Genomic DNA, 17425 nt, shown 5'->3' with positions numbered 1-17425 from the left:
TTATACAGTTTTTGACCAATTAAGTCTAGTGACAAGCCTCAGAATGAGAGCCGTGTACAACTAAGTGACCAGCATTTGAACTATCTGCCTTGAACTATCTCCCGTGAACGAGCTATCTCGCACTAGCCATCTTTAAGATGTGGGTTCTCTGGTCGCTCCCAATCTTGGCAGAATTCAATGAACGTACGCAGGAGCGGGTTTTGATACTTCTCTTTGTGGATCAAAAGCCAGAAGCGACGCTTCATGTCCAGTGGCATGTTGAGCATTTTCACACGACCATCGCTAATTGCAGGTTCAGCAGATAGGCGTGATAAACAACCTAGGCCAAGTCCGGCAGATACCGAATTGATCAGCGCTTCGGTGGTGTTGAGTTGAAAAGCCTCATGCCAGTGTTCTAGACGCGGAGCGATGGCGCGCATGAAGAACTCACGAGAACCAGACCCCGCCTCACGCAGAATCCACTCTGTGTCTTCGAGTTCGTTTAGACTGATTGGCCCTTCATCGAAGTTAGGGTAGTCCGGCGGACAAATCACACACATTTCGTCTTCAGTGAATTGCGTTGATTCCAACTCTGGGTGTATGGTCTTGCCCTCGATGAGCGCGATGTCGAGTTCGTACGCGATCAACATGTCACAAATCTGGGCGGAGTTGGAGATGAACAAACTTTGCGATTGGTGATTCGTTTCATCACGAAAATCACTTAACAGGTAAGGTGCAACTTGGTTGCCGATGGTGTCACTGGCACCGATGCGAAGCAGCCCTGATAAGGTTTGGTCGCCATCGAACACACTCTCAATATCCCGAGCTCGGTTGAGGAGTTCATCCGCGAGGGGCAAAAGTTTTTGTCCTTCTTGGTTGAGAATTAAGCGGTTGTTCACCCGGTCAAATAGGTGATGACCAATTTGTTTCTCTAACTCAGACAGCGCCATACTCACGGCCGCCTTAGAAAGAAACAGGCTTTCCGAAGCCGCAGTTAGCGTTTTGTGCTGAGTGATCGTAGTAAAAACTTTCAGTTGTTTAAGAGAGATATGACTAGGCATGACATTCCGTTAAGTTTATCTGAACGTTAGTTTTAAATAATTAGATATATTGGAACGAAGTGCAAGAGTAATATACACCCCATAGAAAGTTAGCCTAGATTTTGAGGTCGTAATGATTCAAAGAACAAAAGCAAAAGTAATGGGAGCACCAACCCCAATGGCGGGTCTGGCTCTTGGTATTGCGAGCTTAGGTTGGAGTTGGGAAAACTTCGCCGAATTACATGGCTATGGACAGTGGATTAGCGCAGGTATTGCAAGCGTACTATTAGCAATCTTGGCGACTAAATTTCTTTTTCACAATCATTTGTTGAGACAAGATCTTGCGCACCCTGTGGTGGGTAGTGTCGTTCCAACTTTCGCGATGGGAACCATGGTGGTTTCAAATTCTCTAGGGCACTTTTTCCCTGTTGCAGGTGACGTGCTTTGGTTAGTGGCGGTAGCTCTACATATCGTGTTCCTAGTGAGCTTCTTGTACCACCGCGCGAAAGACTTCGAACTACACCACATGGTGCCAAGCTGGTTCGTACCACCAGTGGGTATTATCGTTGCAGACGTGTCTTTCTCAGGTAACCCAGTACTTGCACCTATTGCACATGGTGCGTTGGTCTTCGGTATGGTGGCTTACGCGGTGATGTTGCCAATGATGATCTACCGTTTCATGTTCACTCATGAAATCCCAGATGCAGCAAAACCAACCATGGCAATCATGGCGGCACCAGCAAGCCTATCGTTGGCTGGTTACCTAACCGTAACGGCAACACCTTCACCAGTGATTATTGCTCTGTTGTTTGGTATCGCAGTATTGATGACAGCCATCATCTACTTAGCCTTCTTTAAATTGCTAAGACTGCCATTTAGCCCAGGTTACGCAGCGTTTACCTTCCCAATGGTGATTGGTGCAACGGCTCTGTTCAAAACAGCAAACTGGATGGAAGCAAATGGTCTAGCAGCGCACTATGTACAACAAGTTCGCGGTCTAGCAGGCATCGAATTGATTGTGGCAACGATTGTGGTGACTTACGTAGGTTTGCAATACATCAATAACTTACTAATCCAACCACGCTTGATGACGACACATCACGCATAAGTCTTACTCGTAAAGCAAAGTCTCTTGGTCTCTCTCGCCAAGAGGCTTTTTTTGTATCGGTAGGGTGGGCTCTAAAGCCAATCTGCAGATAAAAAATGCCACCCCAAAAGGGTGGCGGAAAATTAGATACAATTTTAATACATCAAACTTTAGTAACCGCAGCCATTGTAGCGAGAGTTCTCATGCAGAAAATGGCAATTCGAAATTTACCTCTCTTCACTATGCCTACTCAAAGTCATAACCTTTGGCTGACTTAGGCACTCGCAAATGTATAAATTACCGAGTGCTAATGTATAAAAAATATAACTTTCTAGAATGTTAACTTTCTCAATAGGAAGGATTTTTACATGGCTATCATTGCTTGGGCGGTTTTAGGGTTAGTTGCTGGTGTATTGGCTCAATGGATATTGCCGACGAGAACTTCAAATAGTTGGCTAGCAACCATCATTCTTGGTGTGCTCGGTGCATTTGTCGGTGGTTACGTAGGTTCAATGTTTGGTTTTGGTGCTGTTGGCGTGTTGAGCGTTGAGGGGATTATTACAGCGACCATCGGCGCTGTCATTTTGCTTTTTGTGTTCCGATTGCTGCGCAAATAACATGCTCAGACACGGTATCAGCATGCAGTATTCTCTCGAAGAAATCTTACACTACTTAAACGACAACCATTTTAGAGCCAGTAATAAAGCGGTCGCTGAAATCCTAGGTGTCAGCGTTTGGTCACTTATCTATAAATTGGATAAGTGTCACCCAGCAGGCTCTTGGTTAGTTGATGACAAAACTGGGCTTCCTGTCGGCTACAGTTCAAAGAACTATCACCCTCATTTGTTCCAAAGGAGGGTGATATTGTCGAGTGTGTCTGTGTTAAGGCAACACTTACTTCATCAATATGCTCGCTAGTGGGGATACTCTGGTGTGAGTTATCCCTTCCTTCCAACTCCACTCTATTTTTATATATCTACCTTGAGTACTCAGTGAGGAAGGGAAGTCATTGTCTACAGCCAGTTGATTACTTGTTCAAACTTTGTCTAATCTCTAACCTTTTGTTATTTAAGCTATCGAGATCGCTCTAGGAATAAATGTGGCTGTGCTAAGCTTGCTAGCAGTTTCCATTGGCATTCGGTGCTCCTACTTTGTTTACTGTCTATCACTCCAATCAGGTCGATGTTCTAAAATCACTTCTTGTTGAACTGATTCGCATCAATCCATTAGAAAACCCATTCGAAAAAGAGCAAATTCTGGTGCAAAGCCCGGGCATGTCTCAGTGGTTAAAAATGGAATTGGCGAAAGAGTTTGGTGTTGCGGCAAACTTAGAATTTCCGCTGCCAGCGACTTTTATTTGGGACATGTTCACCCAAGTATTGGCTGATGTGCCTAAGCGCAGTGCCTTCAACAAAGAAGCCATGACGTGGAAGCTGATGCACTTGCTTCCGGGGTTGCTCAACGAAGCATCATTCGAACCTTTGGCACGTTATCTTCAAGACGACACTGACAACTCCAAGCTGTATCAATTGGCAGAGAAAATTGCCGATATTTTCGATGGTTACTTAGTGTATCGCCCAGAATGGATTGCAAGCTGGGAAGCAGGACAAACGGTGCCTGAACTTGAAGACGAACACCCATGGCAGCCAGTTTTGTGGCAGGCATTGTACGACCACACGGTTACCCTTGGGCAATCGCCTTATCATCGTGCCAATTTGTACGAACACTTCATTGATACGCTCGAAAACTTCAACGGTAACTTTGACCATCTGCCGAAGCGTCTGTTTGTATTTGGTATCTCTTCACTGCCGCCACGTTACATGGATGCGCTCAAAGCCATTGGTGAACACATTGATGTGCACTTGATGTTTACCAACCCTTGTCGTTATTACTGGGGGGAGGTACGCGACCGTAAATTCCTAGCTCGCTTAGCAGCAAAACATCGCCAGCACGTGGTCTGGCAAGAAGACCATTCTGAAGTGCAAGGTGAGAGTGAGCAGTTAAAAGGTTCACTAGAAGAAAACGTAGTGGATGAGCTGCATACCGATGTGGTGGGTAACAGCTTGTTGGCGTCGATGGGTAAACTTGGACGCGATAACATGTATCTGTTGTCGCAGCTTGAATCCCATGAGATAGAAGCTTTTGTTGATGTCGAGCGCGACAGTCTACTCCATCAACTTCAAGCCGATATTCTTAATTTAGAAGAGCACCAAGACGACGAGCAAATCGACAGCAGTCAGCACAAACAAGTGGTGAGTTTGGGCGATAAATCTCTGAGCTTGCACTCTTGCCACAGCCCAATGCGAGAAGTGGAAGTGCTACACGATCAGCTTTTGGCAATGTTCGATGCTGATCCAACACTGAAACCGCGCGATATTATTGTCATGGTGGCAGACATCAATGCCTACAGCCCTGCGATTCAGGCGGTGTTCGGCAATGCACCGGGTGAGCGATTTATCCCTTACTCGATTTCAGACCGAACGGCCGATCAAGAAAGCCCAATTTTGGCGGCTTTCATGCAACTTGTTAATTTACCGAATACACGTTGTTTGGCTTCTGAATTACTTGAGCTGTTAGAAACGCCGGCGATTTTGAAGAGATTCGACTTAAGCGAAGATGACTTCCTTCAAGCTAAACAATGGGTGGAAGAATCTGGCATTCGCTGGGGGCTAGATAGCCATACGGGCAGCGAATTTGAACTGCCAGAAACACGCCAAAACACATGGCAATTTGGTATTCAGCGTATGTTATTAGGTTACGCGATGCCAGAATCTGCCGGTTTGTTTGAAGCGCAAGAGGGTAGCCTCTCGCCATACAATGAAGTGCAAGGCATGGGCGCAGAACTTGCCGGTAAGTTAGCTCACTTTATTCAACAAATTAGCCAATATCGCCGCAAACTTTCCCATGTTCAGTCGATTGATGCATGGCGTGAAACCTTGGTGGCGATGTTGGATGACTTCTTCTCTGTTGAGCTAGAAGGGGAAATGGCGCTTAAGTCGATTCGAGATACCTTAAGCCAACTGAAAGAACAGCTAACCGATGCAGCATTTGATGATGCCTTGTCGCCTTCTATTGTTAGCCAGTATCTGCAAAACAAGCTGTCAGGAACACGGGTTAGCCAGCGCTTCCTTGCCGGACAAGTGAACTTCTGTACTCTGATGCCGATGCGCTCGATCCCATTTAGAACCGTGTGTCTGCTTGGTATGAACGATGGTGTTTACCCGCGTTCAATGCCACCGGAAGGTTTTGACTTAATGACGGGGCGCACTAAACCGGGTGACCGTTCGCGCCGAGACGATGACCGTTACCTATTCTTAGAAGCCATGTTGTCTGCGCAGCAAAGTTTGTACATCAGTTACGTTGGGCGTTCTATCCAAGATAACACCGAGCGCGTGCCGTCTGTTCTGGTGTCGGAGTTGATGGAATATTGCCATCAGAACTACTGCCTAGATGGCGATCAAGACCAGCCCGTCGATGACTCGGGAGATAAACTACTCAACGAGTTAGTGAACGTACATGCCATGGTGCCATTTAGCCCAAGTGCATTCCAAGGTTCTCACTCAAGCTATGCCAAAGAGTGGATTCCAGCGGCGTTGACCCAAAGCAATCAATCGCAAGGTCATGCGCGTGGCGAGTTTAACCGCGCATTGGATGATTACTTACTTGGCGCAACCTTCCCAATCGAATTGGACTTGGTGGAATTACAGCGCTTCTGGCGTTTGCCAGTACAGTATTTCTTTAACCGCCGTTTGAAAGTGATGTTCGAGCCGCCATTGCCTGTGATGGAAGATGATGAGCCATTCGTGTTAGGTGGCTTAGAAAGCTATCAGATGCGCGATGAGTTACTAGAAACCTTGCTCGAAACCGCCATTACTCAACCGTCCGCAAAAGCAGACGTACTCAAACATTTTATGAGTGAGCAACGCGCGCAGGGCAAATTACCGGTTGGCGCATTTGGTGATATCGAGTTTGAAACCAACCGCGTGCAAGCGGAAGAGCTGGTGGATAAGTTGGCGTTCTTATCCGGCGCATCGCAAGACGATTTAGAAATTGACCTTACCTTCGATGTGCTTGGTGAAGGAAAAAATATCCGTCTAACCGGTTGGCTAACTCAATGCTATCAATCTGGTTTGATTCGCTACCGCAGCGGTAAAATTCGTGCGCAGGATTACCTCGCTGCATGGATTGATCATCTTGCTATGTCTGCCTCTGGTCATGCTAGAAAGACCCACGTTATCGGTTATGACCGCAAGGAAGGCGCGGTGCATTTGGTTTACCCTGCAATGGCAGACGCTGTGCAAGCGAAACAACTGCTTGCTGAACTAGTACGTCTGTTTTTTCAAGGCATGACCAAGCCATTACCATACTTCCCGAAAACAGCACTGGCGGGTGTCGAGGCGGGCTTTAGTCGTGGCCACTGGGCTGATGATGAAGAGAAATCGCTGAAGAAAATGGCGGATGCATTCAATGATGGTTACATGAGTCCAGGCGAAGGAAACAATGCGTATATTTCGCGTATTTGGTCTGCTTGGAATGATGATCTTGCAGCAGAAGTTCGCACACTGACTGCATTGGTTCTTCAAGGCGCAAGATTGACGGCGATGGATGCCGATGATGAAAAGTAAGTTGGATTATTTAGATAAAAAAGAGAGTAGGGTGGCCGCCAGAAAATCATTATTTTTTGTAGGGCGTTCGCTGTACGGCCACAAGGTCAGAGGGACCATGATTCGTTTGAGTGTAGCCGCCTGAAAGGCTTGGCTTATCTCGTGAGGCGCATACTAACGGTACTCCGTAATGATAACCGTGAGTGAGATCCCACAAAGGTCTAAATATTCCAACCTATTAGACATATTAATAGAATTTTTAACGATAGATCACAGTTCGATCAGTCGATAATCCGGAGAGATTCAGCGTTATGGCGCAAATGTCAGTTCCAACTCCACTGCAAACCATGACTTTTCCACTGCATGGTTCAAGGCTAATTGAAGCATCGGCGGGTACGGGTAAAACCTTTACCATCGCGGGTTTGTATCTGCGACTCCTACTAGGGCATGGCACTGTCGATACGAAGCACCGTGTGCCGTTGACCGTGGATCAAATTCTGGTAGTGACCTTTACAGAGGCTGCAACGGCGGAGCTGCGTGATCGTATTCGTGCGCGTATTCACGACGCGAGGATCGCATTCGCTCGCGGGAAAAGCTCAGATCCTGTGATTCAGCCTTTGTTGGAAGAAATTGAGGATCATAAGCAAGCCGCTGAGATCCTTTTGCAAGCAGAGCGCCAAATGGATGAAGCCGCGGTGTACACCATTCACGGTTTTTGCCAACGCATGCTGACGCAAAACGCATTCGAATCCGGTAGTCGTTTCAATAATGAGTTTGTGACAGACGAAAGCCATCTTAAAGCGCAAGTCGTTGCCGATTACTGGCGTCGTAACTTCTACCCTCTGCCATTCGCTTTGGCTGGAGAAGTTCGCCAACTCTGGGGCTCGCCATCGGATCTGTTATATGACATCAGCAACTACCTCACAGGCGCGCCGCTAAGTCTCTCTGTTCCTGCAATGCAAGGTAGCCTTGCCGATTTGCATGAGCAAAATTTAAAGCAAATTGATGCTTTGAAAGCCCAATGGTGTGATAGCCAAGAAGATTTCCTCGCACTGATTTCTGATTCCGACGTCAACAAACGCAGCTACACCAAAAAGTCCTTACCGACATGGTTAGAAGCGGTCAACGTATGGGCTTCGACAGAAACCACTGGTTATGACTATCCAGATAAACTGGAGAAGTTCGCCCAGAATGTACTGCTTGAGAAAACCCCGAAAGGCACTGCGCCACAGCACCCGGTGTTTGACGCGATTGAAGCTTTTCTTGCCAACCCAATCAGCTTAAAAGCGCCATTGTTAGCTCATGCGATTGAGCATTGTCGTGTGATGCTGGCAAAAGCAAAAAATCAGAAGCAATGGTTGTCATTTGATGACTTGCTGACTCAGCTTTCTGCCTCGATTGATACCGATGAAACCGCACTACTGACAGAGCGCATTCGGACGCTTTATCCGGTTGCGATGATCGATGAATTCCAAGATACCGACCCACTGCAATACAGTATTTTCAGTCGCATTTATTTGAATAATTCTGAGTGCGGTTTGTTTATGATCGGTGACCCGAAACAGGCGATTTACGGCTTCCGTGGTGCGGACATCTTTACCTACATCAAGGCGCGTAACCAAGTTAGTGCTCACTACACGCTTGGCACCAACTGGCGCTCAAGTGCCGATATGGTATTGGCAGTGAACCAGATTTTTGCTCTGCCAGATAGCCCGTTTATTTATGACTCTGACATTCCATTCCATTCTGTGGATTACAGCCCAAGTGCCGATAAACGCGTTTGGACCATGGGTGGTCAAAAACAGCCTGCACTGACTTATTGGCTGCAAGAAGCGGAAGATAAACCTCTGCCAAAAGGTGAATACCTCACCGCTATGGCAGAGGCGACAGCAAGCCAAATTCAAACCATTTTGACCGCAGCACAACAAGGTCAAGCGTGTCTGGTCAATGGCGAAAAGCAGAATCCAGTCAAAGCGGGTGACATTGCAGTGTTGGTGCGCACGGGTAGCGAAGGTCGCATGGTCAAGCAGGCGTTAGCAGGCCAAGGAATTGCCAGCGTATACCTTTCTAACCGTGATAGCGTGTTTACTAGCTCTGTGGCGCAAGACTTACAACGTTTGCTGCAAGCGGTGTTAACGCCAGAAAATGACAGAGCATTACGCGCCAGCCTAGCATCAGAATTGTTCGCACTGGATGCGGCAAGCTTAGACGCCCTCAACAACGATGAAACCGTGTGGGAAAACGCCGTTAACGAGTTCAAAGAATACCGCAAACTTTGGGTGCAACGTGGTGTGCTACCTATGCTGCGAGCAGTGATCAGTAAGCGCCATATTGCTGAGCGTCTGCTAGAAGAAGGGGCGAGCTCACAAAGCGAAAACGGTGAGCGAGTACTTACCGATCTGATGCACATTGGTGAGTTATTGCAGCAAGCGAGCAACGAATTAGACAGCGACCACGGCTTGCTGCGTTGGTTAGCCCAATCCATCAGCGATGCAGAGCACGGGTTAGGTGGCAGCGATGACCAAATTCAGCGTCTGGAATCAGAGCGTAACTTGGTGCAAATCGTCACCATTCACAAATCCAAAGGTCTGGAATATGACTTGGTCTTCTTGCCATTTGTGTTTGGTTACCGAGAAGCGAGTGAAGCCAAATACTACGACGCTGAGAACGATCGCACCGTACTTGATATCACGGGCAATGATGCGTCGTTAAAACGGGCAGATAAAGAACGCCTTGCTGAAGACTTACGCCTTATCTATGTAGCGCTAACGCGTGCCGTGTATGCCTGCTTTATTGGTGCTTCGCCGCTGCGCAATGGCCGCTCAACCAAAGAGCCAACTGGCGTGCATCACAGCGCGATTGGTTACTTGGTGCAAAACGGTCAAGAAGGCGGCATCAACGACCTGTTCGTAGGGTTGAAGAAGCAACAAGAGAATCTCGATAACGTGGTGATTTGTGATCCTCCAAAGCAGCACGATGAGATGTATGTTGCGGAGCAAACCGAGTTAGCAGCGTTGACTGCCAAAGAGCTGCAAAATCCAATTGATAGAAACTGGCGCATCACCAGTTACTCGGGCTTGGTTAAGCAAGGTTCTCATCATGCTGAACATGACGCGACGATTGAAATCACCGGCTTTGATATCGACTCTTCAGAAGAGCAAGATGAAGCGGAATTGGTTGAGCCAGAACGCTCTATCTTCAACTTCCCCCGTGGCGCACGCCCAGGTACCTTCCTGCACAGCTTATTTGAGGAAATTGAGTTTACTCAACCTGCGACGACGGAAGAGAACACCCAAATCATCCTCGGTTTAATGGAAAGTGAGCAGCTTGATGAAGAGTGGTTGCCAATCCTGCAACAGTTGATTGATACCGTGCTGGCAACGCCTTTGGATAGTAAAGCACTGCTGCTCAATCAGAAAGGTCCGGCGCAACGTTTGGTTGAGATGGAATTCTTACTGCCGATTGAAGTGCTGTCTGCACCAGCATTGAACCGTGTGATTCAACGTCATGATCCGCTCTCTGCCAAAGCGGGCGATCTGGGTTTCCAAACCGTGCAAGGCATGTTGAAAGGCTTTATTGACTTGGTGTTTGAGCACCAAGGCAAATACTACGTCCTTGACTGGAAATCGAACCACTTAGGTGATGATGTATTCCATTACCATGGCGATGCGTTGAAGTCGGCGATGGCGGATCATCGCTACGATCTGCAATACCAAATCTATGCTTTGGCGCTGCATCGTTTCTTACGCAGTAGATTGCCAAATTATGATTATGAACAGCACTTTGGCGGTGTTTATTACCTGTTCTTACGTGGTATGGATGGGCAAAGTGATCACGGTATTTTTTCTGCCAAGCCAACCTTTGAATTTTTACAAGAGATGGATCATTTGATTGATGGTCAAGCACCTGACACGCGATCCAGTGAATCGGGTCAGATGGAGTTAATTTGATGAAAACCAATGATCTTCTTTCTGAGCAAAGCAGCGCAATGACAACGCCAGATCTAGTGGCAACTTTAGAATCGTTAGCGAGTAAAGGGGCGATTCGCCAATTGGATTTCCAGTTCGCGCGCTTTATCTATTCGCAAGTTGAGCAACAAGCGAGCAGCCAAGAACTGGCATTTATTGCTGGTGTGGTCAGCAGTGAATTAGGTAAAGGGCATATCTGTTTGTCTCTGTTTGACAGCCAAGGGCAGCCAACAGACCTTGCCAGTAAGCTCGGTCTGTTTGGGGAGTCTGCGCTGACGCTTAATACTCAGCTGCAAGGCGTTAATTGGGGTGAGCTTTTACAAGCGTCGTCTTTGGTCGGTGCACAAGGTGAAGCCTTACCAATGATGTTTGATGGCGAGCGTCTCTACCTGCATCGTTACTGGCACTATGAAGTGACGTTGGCGGACAAGCTCAATCAACTCAGTGCGGCTGTAAACCTTCAGCCTCAAGAGTTCACACGTTTGTCTGAGTTGCTGCATCATTTATTCGCTCGTCAGTACCACTTTCTGTTCAATGCATTAGCCAAAGTGGCAGAGGCAGGAACCAGCAACCAAGTGCTACGCCAGCAATTAGTCTGTGACCATTTGGATGTGGTTACTGTAGACAGTCTCGATTGGGCTGCCATTGATGCGGCAGTCTGCCAAGCGAAACAAGTTCACGATCTGCAAGTGCTGGACAAGCTTGTACCATTATCGGCTTGTGTTAACTGGCAGAAGGTCGCGGCAGCAGTAGCACTGACTCGTCGTTTCGCGGTGATTTCAGGTGGTCCGGGTACGGGTAAAACCACAACGGTAACCAAACTGCTTGCCGCGCTGATTGAGCAAGCAGGACAAGAGAAAAACCTCACCATCAAGCTGGTGGCGCCAACAGGTAAAGCGGCAGCGCGTTTGACGGAGTCTATTGGTAAAGCGATTCAAGAGTTGCCAGTGGAGCCTGAGCTTAAAGCGAAAATTCCAACCGAGTCGAGCACTTTGCATCGACTACTGGGCGCGATCCCAAACAGTGCAGAGTTTCGTCACAACAAACAAAATCCGCTGCACCTCGATATTTTAGTGGTGGATGAAGCCTCCATGGTCGATCTGCCGATGATGTACAAAGTCGTCGATGCGCTACCAAAACATGCACGTTTGATTCTCCTCGGAGATAAAGACCAGTTGGCATCGGTAGAAGCTGGCGCGGTGCTCGGTGATATCTGTTCGTTCCACGCATTTGGCTTTGGCAAAGAGCAGGCGTCTGCGGTCGCGAAGTTGACAGGCTTTGACACCTTGGCGTACAGCACCAACAGTAATGCTTCGATTGCCGATAGCTTATGTATGCTGCAAAAGAGTTACCGATTCGATGCTCGCTCCGGTATCGGTCAGCTAGCGAAAGCGGTCAACGCTGGCTCAGCCGCAAAAGTAGACGACGTTTGGAATCGTGATTTTGCTGATATCGAGCATTTCGCACTGAGCAGCCAAAACTACAATCAGATGATGCAGACTTTGGTTGCCGAATATGGTCGTTATTTAAAACGCATCGGACAGCAAGAGATTGACCAAAAGACAGGGGAACCAGAAACACTGACCCACAAAGCTAAAGCCGTGTTGGATACCTTTAATCAATGCCGATTATTGTGTGCTATCCGTGAAGGTGATTTTGGTGTGACAGGTTTAAACCAACGCATTGAAAAAGCACTAGCTGCACGTAAGTTGATTCAAACCCAAGACGAGCTTTGGTATCACGGCAGGCCAGTGATGGTCACGCGTAACGATCATGGTTTAGGATTGTATAACGGTGATATCGGCATTTGTATGCGAGACGACAGCGAAGGTGAACTGCGTCTTAAAGTGTTCTTTGAATTGCCGGATGGCAGCGTGAAGTCGGTGCTGCCAAGCCGAGTGCCTGAGCATGAAACTGCATATGCGATGACCATTCATAAATCACAGGGCAGTGAGTTTGAATACACGCTAATGATTTTGCCGCCAGATTTCAGTCCAATCCTCACTCGCGAGCTGATCTACACCGGTATTACTCGCGCGAAGAAACGGCTTGCGATGTACGCCGAGATGAATGTCCTCAAGCGTGGTATTAAGGTGAAAACTACTCGAGCGAGTGGGTTGGTTGAGCGACTTAGAAACTGATTTTACTCATTCAAAAATGAGAATTTTTCACGAACTGAATATGTTTTTTATGTGGCGGGTCGTAATCCCGCCATTTTTATGTCTGCAATTCTTTTTCAAAATTGAAGTGTTGGAATTCTTGGCGATATCATTTTATGCACTTTGGTGCATTTTTAGACTTTCAATGAACACAACTCACTTCAATAGCGTTAATCGATATACTTCGATCTATAGCGTAAAACCAGGCGATACCTTATCAAAAATAATACTCAAGTTTTATCAAGTCAGATATGGAAGTAATAAATATAAAGCTGCACTTCAGCAAATTATTTCAGATAACCCTCAAGTCAATGAACCCGATAAGATAAAGATTGGACAATCGCTCATTCTAAGAAAGTTAGATACTCAAACTAGTGTTGAAAGTCGACCAATTAGTGCAAATGCCCAAACTATCTCTGAAGCAGACCAAAAACAGTTTGATTCTACAGTTAAAGCATTATCTATACCTGAGCGAGAAGCTTTTTGGGCGCTGTCTTGGTTAGATGATAACTGGGGACCTGCAAGTGCTGGAATAGGTGCTAGTTTTGCTTCAATGGGATTTTTGTTAGGGAGTGAATCCAAAGGGAACATATCAGAACTCAAAAAGCTCGATGGACTTTATCAAGACTATAAAGCCGGTAGATTAACAAAAGGTCAGTATGACTATCGCAGAAGAAAGCTGTTGGAGACGGTCGCAAAAAATCTAGGTCCCACAGAAAAGCTCTTCTTTAACGGTCAGAAAGCGCGTGAATCAATGAGGATTTCAAGGAGGGGGGGAGTTCCAGCAACATCTGCTATAAAGAAAAATACAGACAAACTTGCTAGGTTGTCAAAAGCGGCAGCAAAAGGAGGGACGGTTCTAACCGCTGTGAATCTTGGGTTGGCTTGTGACCAAATTGCACGTGCTAAAACTGATGTAGAGAGGAGTTCGATTATCGTAGAAACCGCGGCGAGTACAGCCGTTGGCACTCTCGCAGGCGCAGCGATAGCTCTAGTTGTTCTTGCAACGCCTGTTGGCTGGGTCAGTGTACTAGTGCTGGGTACAGTGTCTTCTTTTGGGAGTTACACTATAGGTAAAATGGCCGCAAGAACTTATAAGGAACATTATTCGGATATTAATATTGCTGCAAATACAGGAATTGGTGACGTATGCAGTTATTAGATATTGCGTTTGTTACCTTTTTTGTCTCGGGGGGGGCGTTATTTGCCTGGTTTGTGGTGTTAGGTGCTTTTCTCGTCTTTTTTACACCCCAAAATATAAAGCAATACGCTTTCAATGAGCGACATTTTTCTGAAGTTGAGCTAGCAATCAGTTCCGGTTTTCATTTTGGCTCTCTTATCTATGGAGTTGGTTTGATCGCTAGCGTATGTTTCCCCCTGTTGGGAAGAAAGCGAGGGCTGGCAGATATTCGGAGTGTGTGCGGACGAGGGTTTATTTATGTGTGTGTGTTTTATACAACGGTAATGTTGCTTCTGATGTTTACAGTCATTATCTCAATGATTACATGGCTATCCATCTCTTAATTATCAAAGGTAGTTGGACTTATCATGTCTTTGGTAGAGCTATCGTTTGTCGTATTTTTTATAGCTGGTGGTATGCTCATTTTTTGGTATCTGATTGTCGGTATAATTCTTACATGTGTCACTCCTGAAGAGGTTAAGCAATACGCTTATACACGGGAGCATTATATGAAAGTTGAGCTAGCCATCAGTTCCGGTTTTCATTTTGGCTCTCTTATCTATGGCACGGGCTTGCTTGCTGCCATCGCGTTTCCTCGACTTGGTCGAAAAAGAGGATTGAGCGATGTACGCAGTCTAAGTCCTCAATGGCTAATTAACGTTAGCTTGGTTTATTGGTTGATACTGCTAATCATTCTATTCGTTATATTCTCGACGTTATTAATTATGACCTTTTATTGAACATACATACAAAAAGACCGAGCGCGATGCTCGGTCTTCTTTAATTTTGTGTAAACGCATTGGTAAATGACACGCTGCGAATTTTGTATTGTTGCTGATAAGCCAAGATAAAATCTTTAATGGCGTCATTGACGGGAAATACGCAGTGGACGTCGAGCCCTTCGAGAAAATGGTTATCCGCCATATCCCAGAAGCTTTGAAGTGAGTTACAAATAATGGTTTTCATAACAGTGCTCATCTTATTCATTGTAAGAGTAACAACTGTCCTTGATGCGTCATGCAGAGCAGCCAAGCTTGCTCCGCACTTTAGGGTGATAGTTATTCACCTAGATCCATTTTCCGATTGTTTAAAATACGACCGTTTGTCGCGCAGAGTATAACCAACAGTATGTATATTGAAAAGGTTAAATTGCGACCAATGTCAATGTAAAGGTTTGCATAACTATTTAGGTTTAGGTTGAATTATGTTTCTTTAATTCTCACAGGTCTAATGCCAGAATTTTTGACTTACGCTGGAAGTTATACAGTCCTTGTTTTGCCCCCGGAAGATAATCAACGCTCACTTCATAAAAGCCTTGTTCTCTAAACCAATGAAGGCTGTGTGTGGTCAGCACAAAGATTTGATTGATGTTGTCTGATTTTGAACGGTGCTTCATGTAATTGAGTAGCAATAATCCACGGTTACCATCGCGATAATCTTGGTGAATAGCCACGCAAGCCATTTCCGCTTTTTGCTCTTCAATATATGGGTACAAAGCCGCACAACCGATGATCAAGCCGTCTTTTTCGATGATGGTGAACTTATTAATTTCTTGCTCAAGTTGCTCGCGAGATCGCCTTACTAGCACACCTTGTTCTTCTAGTGGGCGAATAAGATCTAAAATACCGCCAATGTCATCGATGTCCGCTTCACGCACCTGTTCGGCACTGGCCATGACAACCTGTGTACCGATACCATCGAAAGAGAACAATTCTTGGATGAGTGCGCCATCAACTTTGTAGCTAATAAGATGGCTTCTTGGCACACCTGCACGGCACGCAGAAATCGAACCTTTGAGAAAACGTAATGTTCCAGAGTTATAGTCGGAATCTGGTGAGGTGTCAGCCATGAGTTTCGTGATAACATGCTCTGCTTCAATAGGGAACAATTCCGCGACGGCGTTACCGTTATCATCAATAACCCCTTGCTCAGAGCAGAACCCAATCAATTTATCCGCACCAAGCTTAATCGCTAGTTGGGTCGCGACTTCTTCTGAGGGAAGGTTGAAGCATTCCCCTGTCACTGAGCTGGCGATTGGACCGAGTAACACAATTGAGCCTTGATCGAGTGTGCGGTGGATTGCATCGGTATCGATTCGACGAATGCGCCCGCTGTGGCAATAGTCGACGCCGTCATCAACACCGAGTGGCTGAGCAATGACAAAGTTGCCGCTCACAACGTTAAGTTGGGTACCCGCCATTGGCGTGTTGTTAAGACTCATGGATAAGCGCGCGGTAATCGCCAGTTGAAGCTGTCCTGCGGCTTGCATAACTACCGAAAGTGCGGCTTCATCTGTGATTCGAACGTTTTTGTGGTATGGCGTAGTAAGATCTTGTTTCTCTAGTAGTTGGTTGATCTGTGGTCTGGCACCATAAACAACGACGACTTTAATGCCAAGGCTATGCATTAAAGCAATATCATTGATAATGTTACCAAAGTTTTTATCGGCAACCGCTTCACCTCCTAGCATTAATACCATGGTTTTTCCACGGTGAGCATTCACATAAGGTGTGGATTGACGGAATCCTTTAACCAGAGCAGTACTACGAATTTTCACTACAGTCATTCCTTGTGTTTATTTATGCTTTAATATTGTCTTTTTATTCAAAAGTTAGCAAGGTAATTTTTTGGAATAAAGCACAAACATCGTGAGCGTGATGCTTGGTTGTATTTGGTTGATGAGGGTACAATGTTCTCGTCTAGTTCAAACACGTGAGCCTCATGTCTTCAGTTGTAAATAAGAATGCTGCGATCGCTGCTCAATCAGAGCAAAATATCTCTACAAAATCGCCACTTCGTAAATGGATTGAGCGTTCGCTTATGCTAACGGCGATCGTAGGTACGATAGTTGTATTTATGATGTATGGTGATTTGATTACTCGATATATAAACCCACCAATTTCTAAGTCAGTGATTTATGGCAAGTGGGTAGAGCAAGACGTGGCGCCATATGCTCGTGAAGAGTTTATTCTTAGTGAGCGTGGTGTAATGGTGAGAGGTTCAACCGTCGCAACGGATTTCGAATTTGATGGCGACACACTTTCTTATAAGGTTGGCTCTACAGTGCGTCGATTTGACTTTCTCGATCAGCATCATTCTGAAATGAAGTTGGATTCAAATGCCCACTATCTGCCCGTTTTTCACCTAGAAGGTCATTCGAACCTAGCTATTCGCTAGTGCTTCATATTCGTAAAATTCTTTCTATAACTGCTTGCTGAGTCTCAGTGTGAGAGGGTCAGCGTTTTTGGGGATCTTTAGATTCCTGCCACTTCTATCAGACATTGTCCGGACAATCGTTTGATTACATTGCTGTTATTATCTAGCTTCTCTATTTTTATGGATGAATTGGCAGCAACTAAAGCCTTTGCCTTATCGCTGATACACTTTGTCGCAGCTTTTCAATTGCGT

At 46.1% G+C, this 17425-nt stretch carries 12 protein-coding genes; 9 read left to right on the top strand and 3 right to left on the bottom strand.

The window, feature by feature from the left end:
- Positions 1-122 precede the first annotated feature (122 nt).
- Positions 123-1040, bottom strand: coding sequence for a LysR substrate-binding domain-containing protein (locus tag L1076_RS08265; RefSeq protein ID WP_237303494.1), 918 nt, complete (start codon positions 1038-1040; stop codon positions 123-125).
- Positions 1041-1152: 112 nt separating this feature from the next.
- Between L1076_RS08265 and L1076_RS08260 the strand changes: the two genes are divergently transcribed.
- From L1076_RS08260 to L1076_RS08225, 8 genes are all read left to right on the top strand, one after another.
- A complete protein-coding gene (locus L1076_RS08260) occupies positions 1153-2127 on the top strand; it encodes a TDT family transporter (protein WP_038866047.1) in 975 nt (324 codons plus the stop codon).
- Positions 2128-2474: 347 nt separating this feature from the next.
- Positions 2475-2723 (top strand): GlsB/YeaQ/YmgE family stress response membrane protein, encoded by a 249-nt coding sequence (locus tag L1076_RS08255; RefSeq protein ID WP_005436595.1) that lies wholly within the window; start codon positions 2475-2477, stop codon positions 2721-2723.
- A 22-nt stretch (positions 2724-2745) separates the two neighbouring features.
- Complete coding sequence (locus L1076_RS08250; protein ID WP_146075866.1) at positions 2746-3024, top strand: hypothetical protein; 279 nt, start codon at positions 2746-2748, stop codon at positions 3022-3024.
- Between the two features lie 233 nt (positions 3025-3257).
- Positions 3258-6731: an exodeoxyribonuclease V subunit gamma gene (recC, locus tag L1076_RS08245; protein ID WP_237303553.1), complete on the top strand. Its 3474-nt coding sequence runs from the start codon at positions 3258-3260 to the stop codon at positions 6729-6731.
- Positions 6732-7021: 290 nt separating this feature from the next.
- Positions 7022-10660, top strand: coding sequence for an exodeoxyribonuclease V subunit beta (gene recB / locus L1076_RS08240; RefSeq protein WP_237303493.1), 3639 nt, complete (start codon positions 7022-7024; stop codon positions 10658-10660).
- Positions 10660-12819 (top strand): exodeoxyribonuclease V subunit alpha, encoded by a 2160-nt coding sequence (recD, locus tag L1076_RS08235; protein ID WP_237303492.1) that lies wholly within the window; start codon positions 10660-10662, stop codon positions 12817-12819. The genes recB and recD overlap by 1 nt, the downstream gene beginning before the upstream one ends.
- Positions 12800-13999: a LysM domain-containing protein gene (locus L1076_RS08230; protein WP_237303491.1), complete on the top strand. Its 1200-nt coding sequence runs from the start codon at positions 12800-12802 to the stop codon at positions 13997-13999. The genes recD and L1076_RS08230 overlap by 20 nt, the downstream gene beginning before the upstream one ends.
- On the top strand, positions 13987-14361 hold the full coding sequence (locus L1076_RS08225; RefSeq protein ID WP_104037317.1) for a hypothetical protein: 375 nt from the start codon (positions 13987-13989) through the stop codon (positions 14359-14361). The genes L1076_RS08230 and L1076_RS08225 overlap by 13 nt, the downstream gene beginning before the upstream one ends.
- Positions 14362-14797: 436 nt before the next feature.
- Here L1076_RS08225 and L1076_RS08220 read toward each other — a convergent pair whose 3' ends face one another.
- Positions 14798-14983: a hypothetical protein gene (locus L1076_RS08220; RefSeq protein WP_005427310.1), complete on the bottom strand. Its 186-nt coding sequence runs from the start codon at positions 14981-14983 to the stop codon at positions 14798-14800.
- 253 nt (positions 14984-15236) lie between these two features.
- Entirely contained in the window at positions 15237-16574 is a 1338-nt protein-coding gene (gene argA / locus L1076_RS08215; protein WP_042600078.1) for an amino-acid N-acetyltransferase, read from the bottom strand.
- Positions 16575-16738: 164 nt separating this feature from the next.
- On the opposite strand from argA, the gene L1076_RS08210 reads away from it, so the two are divergent.
- Positions 16739-17194: a DUF2850 domain-containing protein gene (locus tag L1076_RS08210; protein WP_038864621.1), complete on the top strand. Its 456-nt coding sequence runs from the start codon at positions 16739-16741 to the stop codon at positions 17192-17194.
- Positions 17195-17425: the final 231 nt, after the last annotated feature.

The organism is Vibrio sp. MMG023, from assembly GCF_021654215.1.
Classification (GTDB): domain Bacteria; phylum Pseudomonadota; class Gammaproteobacteria; order Enterobacterales; family Vibrionaceae; genus Vibrio; species Vibrio jasicida.
This window is presented reverse-complemented; position numbering and strand designations above follow the sequence as displayed.